This is a genomic window from Asaia prunellae JCM 25354 (assembly GCF_000613885.1).
Taxonomy (GTDB): domain Bacteria; phylum Pseudomonadota; class Alphaproteobacteria; order Acetobacterales; family Acetobacteraceae; genus Asaia; species Asaia prunellae.
Window position 1 is genome coordinate 1 of the sequence record NZ_BAJV01000010.1, and the last position, 22386, is coordinate 22386.

19 protein-coding genes are annotated in these 22386 nt (G+C 56.8%); 11 read left to right on the top strand and 8 right to left on the bottom strand.

The features are described 5' to 3' along the window. The first annotated feature begins 120 nt into the window (after positions 1–120). Complete coding sequence (locus JCM25354_RS17970) at positions 121–651, top strand: hypothetical protein (protein ID WP_025885838.1); 531 nt, start codon at positions 121–123, stop codon at positions 649–651. A 62-nt stretch (positions 652–713) separates the two neighbouring features. Here the strand turns inward: JCM25354_RS17970 and JCM25354_RS09475 are convergent, their stop codons facing one another. The 4 genes from JCM25354_RS09475 to JCM25354_RS23755 all read right to left on the bottom strand — a co-directional run bounded on the left by JCM25354_RS09475 (position 714) and on the right by JCM25354_RS23755 (position 4856). Next, positions 714–2114 (bottom strand): retropepsin-like aspartic protease, encoded by a 1401-nt coding sequence (locus JCM25354_RS09475; RefSeq protein ID WP_159103475.1) that lies wholly within the window; start codon positions 2112–2114, stop codon positions 714–716. A 109-nt stretch (positions 2115–2223) separates the two neighbouring features. Beyond that, a complete protein-coding gene (locus JCM25354_RS17975) occupies positions 2224–3378 on the bottom strand; it encodes an AGE family epimerase/isomerase (protein WP_243444001.1) in 1155 nt (384 codons plus the stop codon). 12 nt (positions 3379–3390) lie between these two features. Next, a complete protein-coding gene (rfaE2, locus tag JCM25354_RS17980; RefSeq protein WP_408734988.1) occupies positions 3391–4443 on the bottom strand; it encodes a D-glycero-beta-D-manno-heptose 1-phosphate adenylyltransferase in 1053 nt (350 codons plus the stop codon). A 35-nt stretch (positions 4444–4478) separates the two neighbouring features. Next, complete coding sequence (locus JCM25354_RS23755; RefSeq protein WP_408734989.1) at positions 4479–4856, bottom strand: PfkB family carbohydrate kinase; 378 nt, start codon at positions 4854–4856, stop codon at positions 4479–4481. 257 nt (positions 4857–5113) lie between these two features. Here JCM25354_RS23755 and JCM25354_RS09495 point away from each other — a divergent pair, with 257 nt between their 5' ends. The 7 genes from JCM25354_RS09495 to JCM25354_RS09520 all read left to right on the top strand — a co-directional run bounded on the left by JCM25354_RS09495 (position 5114) and on the right by JCM25354_RS09520 (position 14484). Continuing rightward, positions 5114–6295, top strand: a complete 1182-nt coding sequence (locus JCM25354_RS09495) for a S1C family serine protease (protein ID WP_025885840.1) — start codon at positions 5114–5116, stop codon at positions 6293–6295. Positions 6296–6414: 119 nt separating this feature from the next. After that, positions 6415–7095: a winged helix-turn-helix domain-containing protein gene (locus JCM25354_RS09500; RefSeq protein ID WP_025885841.1), complete on the top strand. Its 681-nt coding sequence runs from the start codon at positions 6415–6417 to the stop codon at positions 7093–7095. An 18-nt stretch (positions 7096–7113) separates the two neighbouring features. Next, a complete protein-coding gene (locus JCM25354_RS09505; protein ID WP_084294713.1) occupies positions 7114–8526 on the top strand; it encodes a HAMP domain-containing sensor histidine kinase in 1413 nt (470 codons plus the stop codon). 87 nt (positions 8527–8613) lie between these two features. Further along, a complete protein-coding gene (locus JCM25354_RS17985; RefSeq protein ID WP_148301465.1) occupies positions 8614–8943 on the top strand; it encodes a hypothetical protein in 330 nt (109 codons plus the stop codon). Positions 8944–9061: 118 nt separating this feature from the next. Continuing rightward, on the top strand, positions 9062–11866 hold the full coding sequence (locus JCM25354_RS17990; protein ID WP_243444002.1) for an FAD-binding and (Fe-S)-binding domain-containing protein: 2805 nt from the start codon (positions 9062–9064) through the stop codon (positions 11864–11866). Between the two features lie 32 nt (positions 11867–11898). Continuing rightward, positions 11899–12117 (top strand): hypothetical protein, encoded by a 219-nt coding sequence (locus tag JCM25354_RS22515; protein WP_243444003.1) that lies wholly within the window; start codon positions 11899–11901, stop codon positions 12115–12117. A 177-nt stretch (positions 12118–12294) separates the two neighbouring features. Continuing rightward, positions 12295–14484, top strand: a complete 2190-nt coding sequence (locus tag JCM25354_RS09520; RefSeq protein WP_025885844.1) for a TonB-dependent siderophore receptor — start codon at positions 12295–12297, stop codon at positions 14482–14484. 30 nt (positions 14485–14514) lie between these two features. Here the strand turns inward: JCM25354_RS09520 and JCM25354_RS09525 are convergent, their stop codons facing one another. Next, entirely contained in the window at positions 14515–15948 is a 1434-nt protein-coding gene (locus JCM25354_RS09525; protein ID WP_084294714.1) for a sugar porter family MFS transporter, read from the bottom strand. Between the two features lie 210 nt (positions 15949–16158). After that, the gene (hrpB, locus tag JCM25354_RS09535; RefSeq protein ID WP_025885847.1) at positions 16159–18687 is read right to left on the bottom strand and encodes an ATP-dependent helicase HrpB; all 2529 of its coding nucleotides are present in this window, start codon (positions 18685–18687) and stop codon (positions 16159–16161) included. Between the two features lies 1 nt (position 18688). Between hrpB and JCM25354_RS22520 the strand changes: the two genes are divergently transcribed. The 3 genes from JCM25354_RS22520 to JCM25354_RS22530 are packed head-to-tail and all read left to right on the top strand — an operon-like array spanning position 18689 to position 20843. Next, entirely contained in the window at positions 18689–19342 is a 654-nt protein-coding gene (locus JCM25354_RS22520) for a protein-disulfide reductase DsbD domain-containing protein (protein ID WP_243444004.1), read from the top strand. Positions 19343–19386: 44 nt separating this feature from the next. Then, positions 19387–19791, top strand: a complete 405-nt coding sequence (locus JCM25354_RS22525) for a hypothetical protein (protein ID WP_243444005.1) — start codon at positions 19387–19389, stop codon at positions 19789–19791. Next, positions 19791–20843, top strand: coding sequence for a protein-disulfide reductase DsbD family protein (locus JCM25354_RS22530; protein WP_243444020.1), 1053 nt, complete (start codon positions 19791–19793; stop codon positions 20841–20843). Before JCM25354_RS22525 ends, JCM25354_RS22530 begins: the two co-directional genes overlap by 1 nt. Before the next feature lie 108 nt (positions 20844–20951). Here the strand turns inward: JCM25354_RS22530 and JCM25354_RS09545 are convergent, their stop codons facing one another. Together JCM25354_RS09545 and JCM25354_RS09550 are read right to left on the bottom strand one after the other, a co-directional pair. Next, entirely contained in the window at positions 20952–21155 is a 204-nt protein-coding gene (locus JCM25354_RS09545; protein ID WP_148301466.1) for a hypothetical protein, read from the bottom strand. Between the two features lie 108 nt (positions 21156–21263). Then, on the bottom strand, positions 21264–22187 hold the full coding sequence (locus tag JCM25354_RS09550) for an AraC family transcriptional regulator (protein WP_025885849.1): 924 nt from the start codon (positions 22185–22187) through the stop codon (positions 21264–21266). Positions 22188–22386: the final 199 nt, after the last annotated feature.

The window sequence follows — 22386 nt, forward strand, 5'->3', positions numbered from 1 at the left end:
AAAATCCGGATCGCCCTGACATATTGAACAGACCGGTCGTGACTTATGCACAGGAAGACCGGGAACCTGTACGCCGCTTTCGCGCTGCCTTCTTCACGATCTGCGTGAAGAGAAGATATCATGGTGATACCTGCGTTCCCCCCACCGGATGCCGAAGAAGTTATTGCTCACGGCAAGCCGACAGATAATGAGCTGCTTGCTTATTATCGTTCAGAGATCCGGTTTGAGACGGAAACAGTCAATAGCCGTGTTCAGGCTTTGCTGAGTTCGCAGGCCTTTTTGGTGATCGCCTATGCGACAGCCATGACAGGATCGACAACGCGCTGGGGCGACCATATGGCTATTCTCATTCCTCCACTGCTTTCTCTCCTCGGCTTCATGCTCACGCTCATGGCCTTACCGGGGATCAGAGCGGGCTATGCAGCTATTGGTAAATGGGACGAGAAGGAACAAAGCCTTCACCGGCAATGCCCCAATCTCTCCGAATTCACGCTTGCGAAAAGCGATGAAGATGCACGAGCGATGACCCATCGTGCCCGGCGTGGCAGAATGTTCGCCCATCAGGCCCCCTTGGTCTTCCTGATTGCCTGGGCGATTTTTGCGCTTATTCCCTTTTATCTTTACCGGGGCCTGTGGCTCACAAACCTATAGGGCAAAGAGGCAGAAGCTGTTCCTGTACCGGCTTGTACTCGGGACATGCTGAATTCAGGTTCCTAGTTGTGCAAGGCACTGGAAACCTGGACGGGCATAAGACACGCTACGCGTTCATTCATATCTAGGCTGAACCGCGCCAGACGGAGAATGCCCGATGGAATCAATATATCCTCCATGGGGGACTGGATATATTTGATCGATGCCTGAGCTGCAAAATGCGTAAACTGTACATTGGCAGTGGTACTCACCGTGCGATACGCGACAGGCCCGGCAACGGTTACTAATGTTTTCTTCTGTGCCGACGCATTGAGAGAGGCTGGCAGGGCTTTTGTTCGTATTGACAGAACAGAGGGAGAATTATCCCCTGTATCAAGAACGGCCATCTTCTCTGTGCCATCAAGAAGATAAGGGAAAAGAAGTCGAAACTCGACGCCGGCTATCGCTGAGCTGGCACGCAGAGGGTCGCGACAGTCAAAAGGCGCATGCGTGCCGAACCGGATTCTCTGGCTATCAATGGTAAGATGTCTGAGTTGCCCGAGTTGCGCCAGACCGAGTACCGGCCGCGGGAAGGCGGAGACTGAAAAAAGCTGGTTTCTCAGGATTGTTTTTCCAAGTTTGATTTCGGGAACGATCACGAAATTGGCCTGTATATTCTGGCTGAATCCGTCTGATATGCGTGATGATCTGGCGATAACGGGTAAATGAAAACGTGCGACGTAAGAAGCCGGAATCATCCCGTTCGCGCTGCCTGTATCAAGGACGACCCATTCTGAGGTGCCAAACAGGTTTGCCTGTACCTCCACATCGATCGCACGTTGCCCGTCCACGCGATTCCCCGAAGAGCGCAGCGGTAATTGCTCATCATCCGACGGCAGGATGGATTGTTCCGGGACTTTTGACGCTGGAACGAGAGGCGTGATCAGCGTGAGATTGGGGAATTTCAGATTGGGAAGTTTGAAAAACGCCCGTGTTGGAGCGAAATAGGTCCGTTCGAGCCAGGCACCATGATTGATCCACCCTGGAACATCGCCGCGCAGGAGAAAATTCCCGCGTCTGATCGACTCGCCCAGCAGCAGGATCGCATTGATTTCATGAGATGTATCCGCATGTCGACCGACATCGCGTAATCCTCGGTCAAGTGCGGCATCTGAAGCACGAAAATCGCCGTTTATGCGCGCAAGACCGGCGTCTGCCAGATCGACCAGGTATTGATCGATAGCTGAGTATGGTGATCTAGCCAGTATTTCTGCACGGATAGTGAGCAGGCCCGGGCGGTCGCCAGCTTCGATTGACTTGAAGATGCCAGGCTTGTCTACGGGATTGATCACGGGATCGGTAACAGGTGGCAACCCTTCATACATGACGTCGAAGCCCTGCACGGCAGGTGCCGCCTTTGCTGCATTGCCAGGCAGCAGGGCCAGGCAGGTGCAGAACATAATGGTCTTTTGGGGTGTTTTCATGGTGATGGGCTCCGATGAGGATTGTTCATCAGGTGAGCCCATGTGGTTTTGTTGCAATACACTTTGCTGTCAGGGTGACAGTCTGCCGGGCGCGCGCTGTAGTCTCAGGTCAGGATGATCTGACGTCCCGCGCCGTAAATATGATAAAGCGAGCTTGCAGGCATATACTCGACCAGCCTGTCACCTTCTGCATCGATGTGATCGATCCAGCCCCTTTCAGGGAGGGGGGAGCAAACTGTTCCAGAAAATCATTTGCGAATGACGCTGACGCATCTGAATGATTGCCCAAGAGCCCATTCGTATGAAGAAGTCGCAGAAGTTCGGTCTGCGCCCAGATCCTGGCCGAACGTTCGAGCGGGATGCAGTGATCGGTCATGCTTTCAAGCACCATATGGCGTGCATGGTCGCAGCCATGGCTGAACCCGGCATTGAACAACCGGGTGGAAGCGTCTGCTATCCACAAGGCGTCCTCATTCCTGCAATGGCCCAGACGTGCATATTCCTGCAGAAGCCACGACCACTCAAAGAGGTGACCCGGCTGAACCTGATTGTCTCCGAAGTCTTTGAGAGGCCGCCAGTCCGGGGCGAAGAATTCAAGCAGCAAGCCGCTGCGCGGGTCGATCAGCCTGGTTTTGGCGAGATCGACGAGCGCGGTCGCGCGGTCGAGAAAGAAACTGTCTCCTGTTGCCTCGAAAACAACGAGATAGGCTTCGAGCAGATGCATATGCGGGTTCTGACTCCGCATGGTTCCGTTGTCAGGGATAGCGTCAAGATAGCCCCCATTGGAGGCCGAAAAGATCTGGTCGATTTCTTCCGCAATCTGGCGTGCCATGGCCCTGTCTTCGGGACGGTTGGCGTAGCGTATGGCCCAGCCATAGGCGAAGAGAATGAAGGCATGCGCGTAGAGGTCGCGCTTTGTCTGTGCTGCACGATCTGTCGCGGCTATTGAGAAAATCCAGCCGGGCTGTCCATCGACGCCGTGATAGCGACGCTCTACCCCGTCCAGACAATCCAGAGCCTGAGTCCCTGCATCATGGACGCCATCAAGTGCAGCACGACAGAAGGTGGAAATCTGTCTGGCCTGCACCATCAGGCGCAGAGCCTCGAGAGGGATCGGGCGTGCCGCCCAGTCCAGTCTTTCATGATAGAGTCCACGCTTGCGGTCGAAGCCCGCTTCGCTCCACAAGGGGAGGGCCTGACCGAAAAGCCAGTCACGCCAACGAATTTGCGTTTCGGAAGTCGTGTCTTCGATACTGCGCGTCATATCACCCAGATTTCAAACTTGTCCGGCGAGCGTCTCGTCCGGGCCTTTCTCGGCCTTCATCTTTCTGACGATCGATGTAGTCGAGCGACCAGATACCAGATCGGCCAGCACGACGCGACCACCATAGGCTTTGACGATGTCGCCTCCTATGACCTGATCTTCAGTGTAATCGGCACCTTTGACCAGAATATCGGGTCTCAGCGCGTTGATCGTCTCATAAGGCGTATCTTCATCAAAGATCACCACAAGATCGACATCGCGCAATGCACCCATGACCGTGGCGCGGGCGCGTTCGTCCTGTAACGGCCTTTCTGCGCCCTTGAGCCTGCGCACCGATTGATCACTGTTAAGAGCGACAATCAGTTTGTCACCTTCCTCTGCTGCGGCTCGAATCAGGGCGATATGGCCAGGGTGCAGCAGATCAAAGCAGCCATTGGTAAAAACGATTTTGGCGCCATGGTGACGCCAGGCTTCGATGATGTTCTGAGCCTCAGCCAAAGAGGCGATGACGCCATCCTTGTCTATTTTCAGTTTCAGCGCCGCATTCAGTTCTCCACGTGATACGGTAGCTGTGCCTAGCTTGCCGACGACGATTGCGGCGGCATTTGTTGCTATTACCATGGCCGTCTGCAGATCTGCCTTGGCCGAGATCATGGCAGCTATGGTTGCTACAACTGTATCGCCTGCCCCGGAAACATCGAAAACCTCGGATCTTGGCACGTGGGCATGAGTCATGCGGCCATTACGCTCAAGCAGAGTCATACCTTCTTCGGAACGTGTCACCAGTACGTCGCCGCCGAATTGCTCCTGAGCGGCGAGAGCTGCGAAATGGATTTCCGTATCACTTCCGACAGGTAGTCCGGTCGCGGCAGATAGCTCCTTGCGGTTCGGGGTAATGAGCTGCGCGCCTCTATAGACAGAGAGATCCTTGCGTTTTGGGTCAACCACCACGGGAATACCCCGCAAATTGGCAGCCCGGATAACCGCCTGAAGTACCTCGTCGCTCAGAACCCCCTTGGCATAGTCCGAGCAGACCACGACATCGGTGTTTTCAAGTGCGCGCAAGGCGGAAGCAATCAGTTTTTCCTGGATGACAGGCGCTACAACAGTAGAGGTTCATCATCGATTCGTACGATCTGTTGACGGCCACTGAGCACGCGCGTTTTGGTAATGGTTACCCAGTTTTCATCGTCGACCAGATAATCAAGCGAAATCGTGCTCTGTCGCGTTATGGCGTGTCGGAGTTCCCGGGCAGAAAGATCCTGCCCCACAAGACCGACGAGGCTGACAGCGCAACCGAGTGCAGCAGCATTCATGGCTACATTGGCTGCGCCACCCGGTACGGAACTGTGCTTGGCACGCAGGAGGACAGGTACGGGCGCTTCGGGTGAGATCCGGTCGACAGAACCGTGAACATAACAGTCGAGAAGCAGATCCCCGATGATCAAGACCCTGCCAAAAGTGAAGTCGTTAATCATCTGGCTTCCCCGGGAGATCGTTTGCTACCCGATATTGTTTCAGTCACGATAAATCCTTCGGATATCAGCTGCCCTCCTAGTCCTGCCAAAGCCGGGGCGGAATGACAATCCTCGCCTGATCAGCCGAAAATGGTTGCCGGATTCGCTTTCACAAGAACGAAAAGGGAAAGAAGAGATGAAGAGAGAGCTGGAATCATTTCAGTTCTGCGCTATCGTGCCGTCATGAATCCCCTTATCTCCCTGCTTGTGGTTTCTTGATGCGCGCAGTCCTTGCCCTCGTACTTCTTGCCGGGTTTGGCGTTTCACAGGCTTATGCCTTGCCGTCCTTTCTTGAGAAATTCCTGCCGCGACCGCCGCCATCGCCCAGTCATCCAGTAATCCCTGCGGTGCCGCCTGCCAGTGTGGTACAGATTCCTGCTCAGGCTGCCGTGCCCGATGGTACGCCAGCCTTGCCTCCGGTTCTGGTGCAGTCAGGGCCGCTTTCTTTTGCTCCGCTGGTACAGCGTGTGATTCCGGCTGTCGTGAATATTGCTATCACTCAGATCAGCTCGGAAGGAGGAGGGAAAGTACCTGCCCAGATCAAGGGTACACCTCTCGAAAAGCGTTATCGCGAGAAAATGCAGCGCCATCAGGAGGAGATCCTGGGAGCCGGGTCGGGATTTATCGTCGACCCTTCAGGCATCATTGTAACGAATGATCATGTGGTGGGTGATGCGGATAATGTGACTGTCTCGCTTTCGAACGGGCAGGAGCTGCCAGCGAAGCTGATAGGGGTGGATGCCCTGACCGATATTGCCGTCATCAAGGTCGAATCACCCAAGCCGTTGCCTTACGTAACCTGGGGTGACAGCCACAAGGTGAGTGTGGGGGACTGGATTCTTGTGGCAGGTAACCCCTTTGGATTTGGGTCATCTGTCAGTGCCGGTATCGTCTCAGCGCGTGGACGTGACCTTGGGGCGGGATCACTCGATGATTTCCTTCAGCTCGATGCACCGATCAATCCGGGTAATTCCGGGGGACCCGCTTTCAATATGCGTGGTCAGGTCGTTGCGGTGAATGCAGCAATGGTTTCACCGGCAGGAGGGTCAGTGGGAATTGGTTTTGGTATTCCGTCCGAAATCGTTGCGCCGATTGTTGATGAAATCCGCCGTACGGGTCATGTCGATCATGGGTGGCTTGGTGTGACGCTTGATGATGGCGACGGTTCGGTTGTCTTGGTCGATGTCGATCGCAACGGTCCGGCGCAGAAAGGCGGGCTGATGAAGGGCGACAAGATCATGGCCATCAATGACGCGACAGTCGAGAACGGACGCGCCCTGCTGAGGATTGTGGCAGCAGGCAAGCCTGATAATGCTGTTACATTCAGGGTTGTTCGCAAGGGCAAGACAATTATGGTCACCCTGCCTATCGGAAAACGTCCGGCAGATGCGGATGAATGAGCAGAGAACCTGCTCTTGGCTCTTTCTTCTCGCGCATAACTGAAAGATAATGACGTCACCGTAAAGTGAGGGTGGCGACATGTGTACCTGCCGGCACCCCTCGAAGCCAAGGATTGACCATGCGTATTCTGCTTGTCGAGGACGATCCAACCGTCAGAAGCTTCATCGTGAAGGGACTGAAGGAGACGGGACACCTTGTCGAGGAAGCTGATAATGGAAAGGATGGTCTGTTTCTTGCCGTTAGCGAGAATTTCGATATCGTAATTCTCGACCGTATGTTGCCCGGTGGCATTGACGGTTTGCGTATTCTCGAAACGCTACGCGCACAGAACAATGCTACCCCCGTTCTGCTTCTTTCTGCTCTGGCCGATGTTGACGAGCGTGTTGCTGGTCTCAAGGCTGGTGGCGACGACTACATGACCAAGCCCTTCGCTTTCTCCGAGCTTCTGGCTCGTGTAGAGGCTCTGGCCCGTCGTGGCAGTGCCGAGCAGGCACCGCAGACCAAGCTGGTCGTCGCTGATCTGGAAATGGATCTGCTCTCCCGCACAGTAAAGCGGGGCGAAGAGAGGATTGACCTTCAGCCACGAGAGTTTCGTCTGCTGGAGTTTCTGATGCGTCATGCCGGTCAGGTCGTAACCCGTACCATGCTGCTGGAGCGGGTCTGGGATTATCACTTTGACCCGCAGACAAACGTGATTGACGTGCATGTCTCGCGTCTGCGTCAGAAAGTTGACAAGCCTTTCGAGACCGCACTGATCCACACGATTCGTAATGCAGGTTATATCCTGCGCGCCAACTAAACAGGATCTCCGGTTTTCATGAGGTTCAGCCTGTCGCGCTTTCCCATGCTTCGAATGTGGTGGAAGCGCGCCTGGCGCTTTCGCTCGGCAGGTCTTGGATTCTCGCTTGGTTACGGGCTGGTCTTTGCCCTGTCGGCCACGCTTTTTCTGACTTTCCTGTGGTGGCATACAATCGGTGCTCTTGAGCGGGAAGTCGGTCAGGCGGTCGATGCCGACGCCCATGGTCTTGCTGAACGCTGGATGCAGGGTGGTTTGCCCAGCCTGCAACGGGCCATTCAGGATCGCCTTGATCAGGATGTCGAGGATCAGGATCTCTATCTTCTGATCACGCCGGGGGGGCAGCGCCTTGCCGGAAACATGCCCTCATGGCCAGAGGCCGTCCAACGAGCCGATCGCTTCTATACGCTGAAGATCAGCCGGGCCGGAAACACGACTTCAGCTGCCATGCACGCTTACGTGCTGCCTGACGGGCTGCAATTGCTGGTAGGGCGCGATATCAGAGGGCGCGATATCCTGCGTCGCGTCCTGACAGAAACCTTTATCTGGTCCTGGCTCATGGTAACGGCGCTGGCGATCGGAGGAGCATGGGTCGTACGGGGTATTTTCAGCCGTATTCTCACTTCAATCGCCCGGACTACGACGGCTCTGGCCAATGGTGATATGCGACAGCGCATGCCACTCGTCGGGAACGAGGTCGATCTGGTGGCGCATTCGATCAACCGGATGCTGGATCGCATTTCCAAGTTGATGGAAGGGGTGAAGCAGGTTTCCAACTCGATTGCCCATGATCTGCGTACGCCGATCACGCGTGCCCGCAATCGTCTGGAAGATGCTGCACTGCACGCCAGAACCACAGAAGAGATGCATGAGGCAATCTATCGTGCGGTGGCGGATCTCGATCATGTCACCGCAGTTTTTGACGCGCTTATGCGTATTGCCCAGATCGAGGCAGGGGCAAGACGGGCTGCATTCGAGACAACTGACCTCATTACGCCTCTTCGTGATATTGCTGAGCTTTACGACGCAACGGCAGAAGAAGCCGGATTGCAGGTTTCTCTCGACCTGCCGCAACGGCTTATGTTTTTCGGGGATGCAAGACTGATCCAGCAGGCTGTGGCGAACATGATTGATAACGCCATCAAGTTTTCGCCCCCTGAAACAACGGTGACCTTGCGTGCCAGCGTATCCGGTACTCTGGTGCGTATCAGCGTGACGGATGAGGGGCCGGGCATGTCGGAGGAAGATCTTGCCCGCGCATCCGAACGGTTCTTTCGTGCTGATCAGGCGCGTAATACGCCTGGAGCAGGGCTTGGTCTGTCGCTTGTCCAGGCTGTGGCCCAGCTTCATGGAGGCAGTCTGGTGCTTGAGCCGCTTCAGCGTGGACTACGTGTGGTGCTCAGTCTTCCTGTTGAGGAAAATACCCTCACCTGAGGCGCTTCCTCCTGATAGTTGACGACTTAAACAAGTTTCATGCGTCGCCCACGATGAGGCAATATGGACCTTAATAGTAGGGATTGCATGACCCAAATGGCTTGTGCACTATTCTGCCTGACATGCATTCTTGGCCTGCCCGGTGTTGCCAAGGCTGGAAACAGCGCGTCACCTGTAGTGACATCAGTCCGACCTGAAGCTGTTCCCATGGCAGTTACCAGCGATACGCTGGATTATTGCAAAAGCCTCGCACGCAAGGTGCACCGTAGATTGAGACAGTCGGTAATGGCACCGGCTCCTGTAGTGAGCCAGGTTATCTATCTGGAGCGTGAAGGCGAGCTGCTTTGTGCGCATGGTCACCTGCGCTTGGGTATTACTCAGGAGAGACGCGCCATGGTTGCTCTCATGCGCTCGTGAAGATTCAAAACATCTCCTGCTCACTATCGTTTGCCGGTGGTTCGGAGTAATCCAGTCTCGCGTTTGATGCAGCATTGCCGGACAGTTCTGGCGTGTGTTTGACGATGGATGACCGGCCATGACGATGATCGCTGTTCTCGACAAGGTGCCCGGCATATCGGATCACCATGCCGCCTTCTTTGAAGCGCTTCGGTGCGCTGGCTTTGCGGGTGAGATCGAGATCGGTCATGATACACGTCTTGTCCATGCTACTGACAACTCAATTTATCAGCGTCATCCCGAAGCCGTTGTGTTTCCGAAACACCAGGACGATCTGGTCTGTCTGGCACGCTTGGCGGGGCAGATGGAATGGAGATCTGTGGTGCTGGCGCCACGCGGTGGCGGAACGGGGACCAATGGTCAGTCTCTGACCGATGGAGTTGTGGTTGATCTCTCCCGGCATATGAACCGTATCCTGGAGATCAATACTGAAGAAAAATGGGTGCGCGTTGAACCGGGCGTCGTGAAAGATCAGCTCAACGCTGCCATTGCACCACATGGTCTTTTCTTTGCCCCTGAATTATCGACCTCCAATCGCGCCACGATCGGCGGAATGATCAGTACTGACGCAAGCGGGCAGGGTAGTTGCACCTACGGCAAGACGCGTGATCATGTTCTGGCGCTTTCCACAGTTCTGCTCGGCGGTGAAATACTACAAAGCGAAAAACTTGATGATGCCGAACTCGCAGCCCGGCGGCAGGGGGGCAGCCGTGTTGCGCAGATTCATGACTGCGTTGCTGGTATTTACGAGCGGGAAAAAGAGACAATCGGGCAGGTTTTTCCCAAACTTAATCGGTGTCTTACCGGTTATGATCTGTATCATCTGCGTGACGATACAGGTCGGTTCGATCTTACTTCCCTGATCTGCGGTTCGGAAGGAACACTGGGTTTTCTGGCAGAGGCAAGGCTCAATCTTCTTGTCATTCCGCCGCACAGCATATTGGTCAATATCCGCTATGACAGTTTCATGGATGCGCTGCGCGATGCCCGGGCGCTGATCGGTTTCAAGCCTTTATCAATCGAAACGATCGATTCCAGGGTGCTGGGTCTGGCCATGCAGGACTTCGTCTGGAATTCGGTTGAAAGCTACTTTCCCGAAGATGAAACCGGTCCTGCCAGAGGGGTCAATCTGGTTGAATTCGCCGGGCATGATGAAAGGGCCTTGCGTGAGAAGGTGGAGGTTTTTCTCGACCATCTGAGGGGTGATCAGACTGTGTCGCGTCGCGGGCATACGCTGGCTGAAGGACGCAAGGCTGTGTCGCAGGTTTACGCCATGCGCAAACGGGCTGTTGGCTTGCTGGGAAATGTCCAGGGTGAGGCCCGTCCACAGCCGTTTGTTGAGGATACGGCGGTCCCACCGGAACGGCTGGCTGATTTTATCGCCGAATTCCGCGCCCTGCTCGACTCCCATGGTCTTGATTACGGCATGTTTGGCCATGTCGATGCTGGCGTGCTGCATGTGCGCCCGCTTCTTGATATGCGCCATCCCAAAGACGCAGCCCGTATTCGTCCGCTCAGTGATGCCGTTTTTGCCCTGACCCGTCGTTATGGTGGGCTTCTTTGGGGAGAACACGGCAAAGGGGTGCGTTCGGAGTATGTTCCCGAGATTTTTGGCTCTCTTTACCCGTGTCTTCAGCAGATCAAGGCGGCTTTCGATCCGCATGATCAGCTCAATCCCGGCAAGATCGCCGCACCGGAAGCGATCGCCCGTCCTCTTCTGCGTGTTGATTCCGTACCGATGCGCGGCGCGCAGGACAGGCAGATTCCTGATCCGGTATGGAAGGGCTTTGGCACGGCGATGCATTGCAACGGCAATGGCGCCTGTTTCAATTACGATCAGGACGATCCGATGTGTCCGTCCTGGAAGGCCACACGCGACAGGCGGTTCTCGCCGAAAGGCCGTGCCTCGCTCCTGCGTGAATGGCTGCGTCTTCAGGCGGAAGCAGGCAAGGACGTTGGAGCGCTGGAGCAGTCACATCCGTCTCTGGGACAGCGTCTGGGCGCTTTATTCCATCGTCGGGCCGCCGCACCACGCGATTTTTCACACCAGCTCTACGATAGTCTTGCGACCTGCCTCGCATGCAAATCCTGCACGAGCCAATGCCCGGTCAAGGTAGATGTCCCTGATTTCAGGGCACGCTTTCTCAATCTCTACCACCAGCGTTATGCGCGACCGTTACGCGATTATGTGGTGGGTATGATCGAATATACGCTGCCACTCATGGCTCGTTTCGCACGGCTCTATAATGCAGGCGCACGGCTCCCTGTTGTCCGGTCGCTTGGCAAACGATTGTTTGGTCTGGTGGATATGCCTTCCATGCAGGGGGCAGAGCTGGCTGAGATCTGTCGTATCTGGGAAGTGGAAGCGGCCCGTCCCGAACGGCTGGCAGCGCTTTCGGCAGAAGAAAAAGCGCGCAGTGTGATACTGATGCCTGATCTGTTCACGCGTCATTTCGAGACACCTCTTATCTGCGCCTTGATCGAGCTAGTGTCGCGATGCGGTTATCAGGTCTACCTGGCCGAGAGTCTGGCCTGCGGCAAACCTCTGCATGTGCATGGCTTTCTCGGGATGTTTGCCAGTCAGGCACGGCGCAATGCATCATGGCTGCGTGGGCTCGGCGCATCCGGCGTGTCGATTGTCGGGCTCGATCCGGCCATGACGCTCATTTACCGGCAGGAATACCGCAAGATTGCGGGCATTGAGGCGCTGCCTGCGGTATTGTTGCCGCAGGAATTCCTGCTCAAGGCTTTGCCGGAGCGTAATACGCCTGATATCGGCAGGGCCTCCGAGACGCAGCACGTGTTTCTCGGCCACTGCACGGAAAAGACCGCGCTCGCCGGCTCGGGCAATGACTGGCAGGCCCTGTTTGCACGCGTGGGCTGAATCTCAGGCTCGAAAAGACAGGGTGTTGCGGCATGTCCGGCACCTTCGGTCATGAGGCCCGTAATGCCGAAACCTCACGCGTTATTTTCGAGCAATCCTGGGGAATGCATCTCGATCGGGATAGCAGACAGCGTTTTCTGGCCAGTGGCTATTCCTGCCGCAGTCAGGTGAAGCGTTTCAGGGGGATGAAGCTTGATCACCCTCTGGTGGTATTGCTCGAAAGACTTCGAGGTGAGGCTCTCCAGTCCTGAGGGACAACGCCTTCAACCCTGACAATAACGTGACATAATCACCACAGAATTTTCAGGCAGACCTCACGGCTGCAGCGATCGATTGACAGTTCAGGCCCGAATTTCCTAACGACCTTTGGTGCAATTAAGAAACATTATCAATTGCACCAAATATCTGTCGTATTATCCGGGAAGACTATGTCCGCCACGTATCGTGCTACCCTGTACCTGTCTGCGCTTGTCTCGTTTCCCCTGTCCGGGGGTGCCCCGGTCTGGGCTGCAGAACAGAGGCCGGACGCGTCTGCAAAACCTGCTCAGGGCTTGACCCCGCAAAAACAGGCCGTGTCGAAACAGGCGGCGAATGTGCATGAAACAATCCGCGTTTCAGCCAGACGTAGTGGTTTTCTGCCTGCAGCAGCGAGCAGCGCAACCAAAACCTCTACGCCGCTTGAACTGACACCACAGAATATCACGGTCATCACGCAGGAGCGTATGAGCGTCCTCAATGCGCGCAGCCTTTCCGAGGCGGTACGTTATGCGGCTGGCGTGTCCGATTACGGATCGAAGGACGACCCTCGCGGCTATTTCGGAACGATCCGTGGTTTTACGCCCGATATCTATCTCGATGGCACGCGTGCGCCCGATGCCAGTACCTCGCAGAGTTTCAGCATAGAGCCCTGGGGACTGGAGGAAATGGACGTACTGCGCGGCGCGTCTTCCGCCCTGTATGGGTCAGGGCAGTTGGGGGGCATCATCAATGCTGTCAGTAAGCGTCCTCATCCGGATCAGGTGAACGAACTCGATTTCCAGACCGGATCTTACGGGCGCGTTCAGGGAGCGGTGGATGTCGGTGGGGCGCTCAATAGCCGCAAGACACTGCTCTGGCGTTTCAACGGGTTAATCCGCAAATCCGATACCTATGCAAGGAATATTAAGAATAACGAGATCTACGTCGCGCCATCCCTGAGTTGGCGTCCTGACGACAAGACGATCGCCACCCTGCTGACCAGCTTCGAGCAGCTCGATGCCGGTTCAACGGCACAGTTCCTGCCTGCACGCGGCACGGTCCTGCCTTCGAAATGGGGGCAGATCGCCCGTAATTTTCTGAGCAGCGATGCCGATTATGACGTGTATTCCAAACGACAGGCGGCGGTGGGTTATAATCTGGTGCGTCATATCCTGCCGAACTGGACGATTACGCAGAACATGCGTTACGCGCATCTCGACGTGCTTTACCGCTTTGTCACTACCTCGTCTCTTTCGGCTGACCAAAAGAGCATCAACCGCACGGCGTTGAACCAGCAGGGTAATTACAACAACGTCACGCTTGATACGCGCTCTGACGTAGTGTTCCGTACCGGCCCGATCCACCATGAAATTCTGACGGGTATCGATTTTCGCAGTGATTTTCTGGCCAATCGTCGTGGCCAGCGTGCAGCCCCCGCGCTCAATCTCTACACGCCGGTTTATCGCGCCATTACCTGGCCCGGCTATGCCACCACTACCAGTACCAACGAGACCGAAACCGACACGGGGATCTATGCGCAGGAACAGGCCAACTGGCAGCGCTGGTATCTTACCCTGTCAGGCCGTGGTGATTTCACCGAAAGCATGACGGTGAATAACCTGACCAGCGTCCACACGCCGCAGAACAACAATGCCTTCACAGGGCGTGTCGGGCTGGTTTACCAGTCGGCCATCGGGCTGAACCCTTATGTTTCCTACGCCACCTCGTTCCAGCCTCAGGTCGGCACGACATTTGCCGGGGCAGCTTTCGTACCAACGACGGGCAAGCAGATCGAGGCCGGTTTGAAATACAAGCCCGTCACTCCGTTGCGTGGTGTTGATGATTTCATGCTCACGGCCGACTTCTTCAATCTGGTGCAGGATAATGTCCTGACCGCCGATCCGAATAATACGTCCTTCAGCGTGCAGACCGGGCGACAGAGAACGCGCGGTTTCGAGTTTGAAGGGGTGGGTCGTCTGCCTTACAAGATCGATTTCATTGCAAGCTTCACCTATCAGGACCCGCGTGTTCTGAAGTCGAACACGGTAAGCCAGATCGGGCAGCGGCCTGTCGCTATTCCCTCGCATATGGCCTCGTTCTTTCTGAAGCGCGATATCGCTTTCTCGGCGCTGTGGCAGGCTGGGCTTGGGGCGGGTATGCGCTATACGGGCAATACAGCGGGATCCATTCCCCTGACCTTTACCGTGCCGTCGCAGCTGGTCTGGGATCTTCAGGCCCATATTGACCGTGGTCGCACACGCATCCAGTTCAATGGCACCAATATTGCCAATCGCAGATATGTTGCGATGTGCACACGTGACGTTGCCTGCGCATGGGCGCCGGGTCGAGCCGTATTCGTTACCCTGTCACAGCGCTGGTAAGGCGCTGCGACAGGGAAGCAAGACGGATAATCAGGAGTGTGACAGGAAATCACCCGTATTAAGGCTGCGCTCGATATCCTCGAGCGAGCGGCCTTTCGTTTCGGGAATGCAGCGGCGAATGAAAAGCCAGCCAAGGCTTGTCAGTCCGGCGAAGAGAATGAATGTACCTGAAACTCCCATGATCTCGATGATTGACAGCGTGAGCATCGAGATCAGCAGGTCGAAAGACCAGTGTGAGACCGTAACCAGCCCCATTCCCTTGCCACGTACGGAGAGCGGAAAGACCTCAGCGCCGACAAGCCAGAGCGAGGCATTGATGCTGCCCAGTGTGCAAAGCACATAGAGCAGCAGCCCGGCTACAGCGAGGCTCTTGCCGATGCCTTGCGGATCGCCACCGAAAAAGACGAAGGCCAGCAGGATCAGGGCGAGAACGGAGCCAGGGAGGACCCGCAACATGAGGCGACGGCGCCCCCAGTGGTCGACGGCCCAGAAGCCGAAAATCGTGGCTACCGTGATGGTTACGCCGATGGCGATGGAAATCAGAAGGGCCGAATTACGGTCGAACCCGGCGCCAGCCAGAATGGTCGGGGCATAGGTGAGTACCGCGTTCGTGCCCGTCACCTGGCTGAACATCGCAAGCCCTGTCCCGGCAATAAGAGCGGGGCGCAGGCGCTTTGAAAAGAGCAGTTTCCAGCTTCCACGCTGCCCGGCCGCATCATGAATTTCAGCCATTTCGGCTTCCGGGTTTTCCTCCGGGCCGCGCAGGCTGCGTAAAATGGCGAGAGCCTCGTCTTTTCGGCCTTTTGACGCCAGAAAACGTGGGCTTTCCGGTAGAAAAATCAGGCCTATGAGAAGCATTAGCGCGGGAACAGCACCAAGCAGAAACATCATGCGCCAGTCGCCACCCCGGCTGAGCAGGCGAAGCAGCAGCGGGTTATCGCTGAGTGCCCAACCGATGAGCGATGACACCAGAACACCGCCGACAATGGCGAGCTGAAACAGCAATACCAGCCTGCCACGTCGGGCAGCGGGAGCCAATTCGGCAATATAGACCGGTACGATCTGGCTCGCCCCGCCAACAGCGAGGCCCAGAATAATACGCATGATGGTCAGTTCGGCTGGTGACATGGCCATGGCCGAACCGACGGACCCGAGCAGGAACAGCGCTCCTGCAAACCCTACCAGAGGCCGCCGACCCAGACGATCGGAGAGTGGTCCGGCACCAATACAGCCCAGAAGAGCCCCACCAACCATACCGGCAGCAATGGCCTGCTTGCCGAACGTATCGAGTGTAAAACTGTCGCCGAGGGTCAGGAGTGCGGCCGAGATGATACCCTGATCATAGCCGAACAGGACGCCAGCCAGCCCGGCCACGCAAGAGGCAATGAAAACCCTCCTTTGTCCTGTTGCCGAAAGAGCAGGGCTGGTCCTGCGTGAGGCAGGCAGGGGGGCGGCCAAAGTCATGATGAGTTCTCATCCCAGTCGAAAGGTTACGGTTCGGCTCTGGAAAGAGTGGGAGATAGTCTTGCATTTCGAAAGACAAGTTTTCGTGCTGAAAGATATCGTCTGACCGATCTACGTCGAAACGAGCGTCCCATCAGTATTTTATCATGAGAGCATCTAATATCACTTTTATGTGTGATTTTGTATCAATGGTGTGTTTTGCCGTATCGCTCAGTGATCCGGGCGTCGCCTTGGCGGTGGCGGGCTCGCCAGCGCCGGGTTTTCCGGCCAGTCATGGCGGGGGTAGCGGCCGCGCATGTCGCGTCGCATATCTGGCCAGCCTGTCTGCCAGAACGTCGCGATATCGGCGGTGATGGCTTGTGGTCTTCCTGCCGGTGAAAGCAGAGCGAATTGCAGCTTTACCTTGCCATGAGCGATGCGTGGCGTTTCTTTCAGACCATAGAAAGCCTGCGCTCGAGCGGAAATGGTCGGGATTGGCTCGCGATAATCGATTGAGGGCGCGGCACCCGGCAGGGCAAGACTTGTCGGTAATTCCTGATCAAGGCGTTTCAGCTGGGCATAATCGAGCCTCTGGCGCAGTAGCGACAGCAGATCGAGTGCCTGGATCTGCGAAATCCTGGTCATGCCGTCGATATAGGGCAGCAGCCAGTCTTCAAGCGTGGCTGCGAGGGTTTCGTCATCGGCCGCAGGCAGGGTCTCGTCGAGATGGAGGCGTGCTAGAGCAAGACGGGCGCGGAACTGCTGACAGGCTTCGCTCCAGTTAAGGCTGCCTGACAGATCGGCACGGATGCGCGAAAGTAGCAGGGACCGGATTTCTTCCGGATCGGCCGGGGCTGATCGATCGCGCAGCACCAGCCCACCAAGGCGCAGTCTTCTGCGGGCAATAACGTTACCTGTTGCCGTGTCGAGGGCCGTTTCGACCTGTTCTTCCGTTCTTGCGAGCAGGGTCGGGGGCAAAGTGTCGAGGTCGAGCGGTGCGGCCAGACAGATTTCTGTAGCGGTGCGCGTATGCAGTGATGGCGCGACGAGCAGTTTCTCACGTGCCAGCGGGTCGATGGCGCTGAGCCTTGCCGAGCCGCCTCCAGCCAGACGATAGCGGCCCGTTTCACCCGAGGCCATGGCAACCCGATCAGGGAAACCTGCTGCAAGAAGGGCTGCGGTACAGTCCGGATCAGGAGGCAGGCGCTGCGACAGGCCAAGACGTCTTTGATAGCGCTGGCTCGACTGGCGTATGCGCGCAAGACTCGCCCTGTCGGCTGCAGGATGATGCTCGGCTCCTTCTATCAGGGCGAGGCGCGACTGGATATCGGCTTGGATCGCAGGCGCGCGCTGTCCTGGTATGGGGCGCGGCCGCAACGGGTCGCGTTCTTCGAGCAGGGCAGCAAGTGCGGCGGCAGTGGCTTTTTCAACGGGTGTGCGGGCTGCGCACATCATGGCAGCCAGACGCGGCTGAGCACCCAGACGAGCCATGGCAGTACCGAGTGGTGTGACCCTTCCTGCCTTGTCCAGTCCACCAAGGGTCTGCAATAGGGCGATGGCGGCCTGTCTTGCCCCTGAGGGCGGGGCATCGAGCAGAGGAAGAGCATCGGGTTGTGTACCCATGATTTCCTGCCATGAGGCAGTATCAAGACAATGCCCTGCCAGATCGCTACTCAGGATTTCCGGCAGATCATGCTGGATCATGGCGCGCCCGGTGGCCTCGGTCCATAAACGCAGAGCGATGCCAGGTGCCTCGCGTCCCGCTCGGCCTGCGCGCTGTGTGGCCGTGGCGCGTGAGATTCTCACTGTTTCCAGTCGCGAAAGTCCTGAGCCGACATCGAGACGCGGTTCACGACGAAAGCCGCCATCAACAACCAGACGGACGCCTGGTACCGTCAGTGAAGTTTCGGCGATGGAAGTTGCCAGTACGACCTTGCGTCTGTCGGACGGTTTGAGAGCCAGGTCCTGCTCTTTTGTATCCAGTTCGCCATAGAGCGGGAGAATCAATGCATCCAGCCCGGCAAGGGCTGCGGCACAACGTCTGATTTCGGCAACACCCGGAAGAAAGGCCAGAAGATCGCCTTCTTCTTCAGCCATCATTCCGCGGATGCTCCGGGCCACGAGCTCTGGCAATTCACGCAAGGCGGTGAGATCGCGCTTGGTATGACGAATATCGAGAGGGAAGGCCCGGCCTTCACTTTCGACAAGGGCACCATCGAGCAGGGTCGTGAAAGCGCGTCCATCTGTTGTGGCCGACATGGCGACAAGGCGCAGTTCAGGCCTGAGAGTGCGTTGCAGATCGAGTGCAAAGGCCAGTGCCGTATCGAGATCGAGAGAGCGCTCATGCACTTCGTCAAACAGAATGGCGCCCACGCCTTCAAGAAGCGGGTCAGTCAGCAGGCGACGCAACAAAAGCCCTTCCGTCACGACCTCGATACGGGTGGTGGCGCAGACGGCAGAGTCCGTGCGTGTGCGGTACCCGACTGTTCTACCGGTTTCTTCTCCCAGCAGAGACGCCATGCGATGGGCGGCACCTCGCACAGCCACGCGACGCGGCTCCACCACCAGCAGCCTGTCGTCTTTACGCCAGGGGGCTTGTAAAAGATGAAGCGGCACCAAAGTCGTCTTCCCTGCGCCGGGTGGAGCGACCAGCACCGCATTGCGGCCTGAAGCCAGTACGTCCTGTAATTCAGGCAGGGCGGCCGAGACAGGAAGAACGGGAAGCAAAATGAGATTGGCGGGTAATACTGGACCGGTCATAATGACCTCTATGGCGCGTCCCTGGGGCGGTCGGCAATTCTCTTCTAACGATGCGATCGGTCTGATGCTGCGTAAGCTGTTTTTTCTTGTTCTGCTCCTGTCTTCTTTTGGCCATGTGCCTGTTTTCGCCGCCGAGAGCGATCCTGTTGTTTCCAGCCACGATACGGCAACGCTGGTCACTGATCGCGACAGTGTCGAGGCAGGAGCGACGCTTCATGTCGGGCTGCGTCTGCAACTCAAGCCCGGCTGGCATACCTACTGGCTCAATGCCGGTGATGCCGGTGAGCCGCCGACGCTCAAGGTAACCGCGAGTGGCGCCCTGACAGGACAAAGCGAGAGAATCGATTTTCCGACTCCTGTCCGTATCAGCGAAGGCGGCCTGATGTCCTACGCTTATACGGGCGATGTGCTGTTACCACAGGCGCTGAAGCTTGAAGGGCAGGGGGGAGCGGTCACGCTCAAGCTCACGCCGAATGGCTTGTCTGCGCGGCAACCTGCGTACCCGAGCAAGGCGATTTCGCGCTTGATCTGCCAGCGGGCAACGCCAAGGCAAACAGTTCTGCCCAGGCCCCGCTTTTTGTCCATGCAGCCCAGTCCAGCCCGATACCGTCGCCTTTTGCGGCGTCTCTTGCAGCGAATGGGCTACTCAGTCTGACGGGAAAGGGGCTCTCACCGGAGAGCGTCGAACGGGCGTGGTTCATGCCTTCCGAAACCGGATTGATCGATCAGGTAGCGCCGCAGAAGCTGAATGTCAGCGAGGGTGAGTTGACGCTTGCCCTTAACTGGGTCGATGCCGCACACAAGCCCGCGAGTCTTGAAGGCGTTGTTGTGGTGCAGGATAAGGCGGGCCAGCAGACGGCGCTCTGGATCAGGACAGTACAAGCCACAGGTGCTGCTTCCGGGAGCTCGGCCACGACACCGCCGGTGTCTGCGCCTTCCTCGCTCTGGCAGATGCTGCTTTTTGCGTTTCTGGGCGGGCTCATTCTCAATCTGATGCCATGCGTCTTTCCGGTTCTGGCCATGAAGGCCTTCTCTCTTGTTCGTCTGGGAGGGGGCAAGCGCCACGAGCAGATTACGAGCGCTCTGGCTTACACAACAGGGTGATGGGGAGTTTCGCTGCGCTGGGTGTGGCCATGATCTTGCTGCGCAGTGTCGGGTCTGCCGCTGGGTGGGGGTTCCAGTTCCAGTCCCCCATTTTCGTCATCAGCGTGGCCTGGCTACTGATCATGATGGCACTCAATCTTCTGGGTGTTTTTGAGTTCACGCTGGGTCGTATTGGCCAGGATGTTACGCCGCGTCATGGTGTGTGGGGCGATATGCTGACGGGTCTGCTGGCAGTGATCGTGGCCACACCCTGCACGGCTCCTTTCATGGGCGCTGCCATTGCTGCGGCCCTGAGTGGGCCGGCCTGGGCAGGACTCGTACTGTTTCTGGCCATGGGTTTTGGACTGGCATCTCCGTATATAGCGATTGCCACCATTCCATTCCTGGCTCGTCATATGCCAAAGCCAGGCGCCTGGATGGCGGTGCTTAAACAGGCCCTGGCTTTTCCTCTGCTTGGGACAGCGGTCTGGCTGTTCTGGGTTGCCTGCGTCCAGCGTGGTGCCATGATCCTGCCTGTAGGATTGGGGGGGGCTGTCGGGCTCGGTCTGGTGGCCTGGCTGTTCGGAACAACACAACGTCAGGCCATGATCAAGGGAGCAACGCCGGGCGTCATTATCGGGCGCATACTGGCTTTGCTTGTACTGGTCATCGCGGGAGCCAGTCTGGCACGGATCGATAATGGTGTCGCATCCGGTGGATTGGTGGAAACAAAGGCAGAAGCCGGCAGTGTCTCCTATTCGCCAGAGCGTCTCGCCGGGCTGCGTGAAGAAGGTAAACCGGTCTTTGTGGATATGACGGCGGCCTGGTGCATCACCTGTATGGTCAATGAACGCGTCGCACTGCAAACGGCACCTGTGCAGAAAGCCTTCAAAGCCCAGGGTGTCGTCTATATGAAGGGCGACTGGACCAACCGGGATGAAACCATTAGTGCCTTCCTGCGCGAGCATGGCCGCGATGGCGTGCCGCTTTACGTTTATTATGCGCCTCACAAGGACGGGAAGATCCTGCCGCAGATCCTGACGGTTTCGGGCGTGCTCGATGCGATCAGATGAGGAGGACCTTGTCAGGCAGTATCACCTGTCTCGGGTACCTTGTCTGAAGCGTTGCGCAAGGAATACACGATAAAGGACCGCCTGTTGTGCGTCTCTGGAAAGGCTGCTTCAGAGATGCGAGGCACCCATACCCGAGCCCATATACATATGACCGTGAGGTCTGCGATCTGATGGCGGCACGTCTTTTGAAGGCGAGCTGCCTGTCGAGGAAACAGGCCGAAGCAATCCGGCGCGGCTTTCATCGTCGTGTGGAAGAGGATGTGAACAGGCAGTCAGGGTCAGGAAAATGCCGCAGAGCGGGAGAAGGCGCATGATGATACCTCGGTCTTTTCCGTTAAATCTGCGCCTGAAATGCGGTGAGGCCAAGAAGCCGGGCCGCATGATCGTGTAACGCATTGCATCCTGCGCGCCTGTTACCGCTCAGATCCAGACATCCTCGTTCAGCTCTCGATAGCGCTCTATCCCGATCGTACGGATACGTTTGACGTCCTGATGGGGGGGAAGCCCGAAAATCGTCTTGTATTCACGAGTGAACTGGGAGGGGCTTTCATAGCCCACGGCAAAACCGGCATCGGCGGCAAGCCGGTCTTCACTCAGCATCAGGCGTCTGGCTTCCTGCAGGCGAAGGCGTTTGCGGTATTGTACGGGAGAAATTCCGGTCACTTCCTGGAATTTGCGATAGAAAGTGGATTGCCCCATCCCGGCAAGACGCGGGAGCCGGGTCATCTCGGTTTCCTCCATAAAGTTTGCACGCAGGAAAGCCAGAGTCCGATTGATGCGTGAGGCATCGCTTTTCTGGTCAGCGATTTCATGGAGGACGTGGCGCTGATCGCCCTGAAGGGTACGATAAATCAACTCCCGCTTGAGCATGGGGGCCAGAAATTTGCGATCCTGTTCGCTGTCGAGTGCGCAGAGCAGGCGGCGCAACACGTCCAGCAGATCGGGCGTAACCGGGCTCAATCCAAGGCTCGCACGCAATGGCGCCTGCAAGCCGGGATCTGCACGGGTCTGTGCAATGACTTCCGCAATTTCGGCCGGTTCGAATGCAATGCAGGCGGCCAGGTATGGCTCTTCCGGCGAGGCGCGGGTGATATGACCGGAAAGCGGCAGGTCGACCGTGGCTACCAGATAATGGTTCTGGTCGTAATCGAAGCTCCGCTTGTGAATCCGGATAGTCTTTGCACCCTGGATGATGAGGTAAATGCGCGGTTGATACACGACAAGAAGAGGATCTGTTGTCGTGTCCGAGCGGTAGAGCGTCAGGTAATCGATAGCGGTTTTGGTGCTTTTGCGTGGGCAATGCCGACGTACGAGCGCCTGGACCTCTGTCAGCTGAGCAGTCATTTCCGGTTTCAACATGGCTATAAAATTGCACAATGAGAAAAAAAGGCAAGTTTCCAGGAATCCTGAGATAACGCTCCTTCATGCTGTGTAGGCATGGTGTGCCTGTCCGAAAGACACAGGAGTTTCACTCTCGAAGAGGAGCCTGCCATGCAGAACCTTACCGTTAGACCCACTAGAGGGCCTGTTCTCCATAGCTGTC

Bases quoted from the DNA above. Each gene is read 5' to 3' on its own strand.
- JCM25354_RS17970 (WP_025885838.1), top strand. From the start codon at position 121: ATGGTGATACCTGCGTTCCCCCCACCGGATGCCGAAGAAGTTATTGCT.
- JCM25354_RS09475 (WP_159103475.1), bottom strand. From the start codon at position 2,114: ATGAAAACACCCCAAAAGACCATTATGTTCTGCACCTGCCTGGCCCTG.
- JCM25354_RS17975 (WP_243444001.1), bottom strand. From the start codon at position 3,378: ATGACGCGCAGTATCGAAGACACGACTTCCGAAACGCAAATTCGTTGG.
- JCM25354_RS23755 (WP_408734989.1), bottom strand. From the start codon at position 4,856: ATGATTAACGACTTCACTTTTGGCAGGGTCTTGATCATCGGGGATCTG.
- JCM25354_RS09495 (WP_025885840.1), top strand. From the start codon at position 5,114: ATGCGCGCAGTCCTTGCCCTCGTACTTCTTGCCGGGTTTGGCGTTTCA.
- JCM25354_RS09500 (WP_025885841.1), top strand. From the start codon at position 6,415: ATGCGTATTCTGCTTGTCGAGGACGATCCAACCGTCAGAAGCTTCATC.
- JCM25354_RS09505 (WP_084294713.1), top strand. From the start codon at position 7,114: ATGAGGTTCAGCCTGTCGCGCTTTCCCATGCTTCGAATGTGGTGGAAG.
- JCM25354_RS17985 (WP_148301465.1), top strand. From the start codon at position 8,614: ATGACCCAAATGGCTTGTGCACTATTCTGCCTGACATGCATTCTTGGC.
- JCM25354_RS17990 (WP_243444002.1), top strand. From the start codon at position 9,062: ATGACGATGATCGCTGTTCTCGACAAGGTGCCCGGCATATCGGATCAC.
- JCM25354_RS22515 (WP_243444003.1), top strand. From the start codon at position 11,899: ATGTCCGGCACCTTCGGTCATGAGGCCCGTAATGCCGAAACCTCACGC.
- JCM25354_RS09520 (WP_025885844.1), top strand. From the start codon at position 12,295: ATGTCCGCCACGTATCGTGCTACCCTGTACCTGTCTGCGCTTGTCTCG.
- JCM25354_RS09525 (WP_084294714.1), bottom strand. From the start codon at position 15,948: ATGACTTTGGCCGCCCCCCTGCCTGCCTCACGCAGGACCAGCCCTGCT.
- hrpB (WP_025885847.1), bottom strand. From the start codon at position 18,687: ATGACCGGTCCAGTATTACCCGCCAATCTCATTTTGCTTCCCGTTCTT.
- JCM25354_RS22520 (WP_243444004.1), top strand. From the start codon at position 18,689: ATGACCTCTATGGCGCGTCCCTGGGGCGGTCGGCAATTCTCTTCTAAC.
- JCM25354_RS22525 (WP_243444005.1), top strand. From the start codon at position 19,387: ATGCCTTCCGAAACCGGATTGATCGATCAGGTAGCGCCGCAGAAGCTG.
- JCM25354_RS22530 (WP_243444020.1), top strand. From the start codon at position 19,791: ATGGGGAGTTTCGCTGCGCTGGGTGTGGCCATGATCTTGCTGCGCAGT.
- JCM25354_RS09545 (WP_148301466.1), bottom strand. From the start codon at position 21,155: ATGCGCCTTCTCCCGCTCTGCGGCATTTTCCTGACCCTGACTGCCTGT.
- JCM25354_RS09550 (WP_025885849.1), bottom strand. From the start codon at position 22,187: ATGACTGCTCAGCTGACAGAGGTCCAGGCGCTCGTACGTCGGCATTGC.